The 506-nt window shown below is 66.4% G+C and carries 1 pseudogene; it reads left to right on the top strand.

Annotated features, from left to right (window positions below):
* Positions 1-506, top strand: a pseudogene (locus tag EOA60_RS36730) (AsmA family protein); the annotation flags it as partial.

Below are 506 nucleotides of genomic sequence, written 5' to 3'. Positions count from 1 at the left end.
TCTATGTGCTTGGCACGTCAGGCATCGGCACGGAACGACTTCGCGCCGAAGCCGAGACGGCCATCGAGAAGCTCGCTGGCGTCGATCTCAACGTCACCGTTGGGCCGGCGCGGTTGACGCTCGATGGGTCGAGCTTCGTCGCTCTGCAGGTCAGCGACGTCAGCTTGAAGACGGCCGACGGCAAGCCGATGGCCGATGTCGGGCGCGTCCGCTTCGGCATGCGCCTGCTGCCGCTGCTATCCGGCGAGGTCAAGCTCACCAGCGCCCGGTTCTCCGATGCTCGCATCATGGTCGCCGCCATGCCGTCCGGGAGCGGTGATTGGACTGCGGCTTTGCGCAACGAGGATGGCCTGGTCGATCCGGAGAAAGTATCGGCGGCGGTGTTTGGCGGCGTCAACGCGGCGCTGGATGCGGTGAGCGCGGAATCGATGCGCCAGATCGACCTCCGCAACGTCGAGTTCGAATTGCCGCCGGGCGGATCGGTCAGGCGTCTGACCGTCGCCGAG

Origin of the sequence: Mesorhizobium sp. M1A.F.Ca.IN.020.06.1.1 (assembly GCF_004023265.1) — a bacterium.
GTDB lineage: Bacteria > Pseudomonadota > Alphaproteobacteria > Rhizobiales > Rhizobiaceae > Mesorhizobium.
Note: the sequence above shows the minus strand (reverse complement) of the source record. Positions and strands in the feature narration are given on the sequence as shown.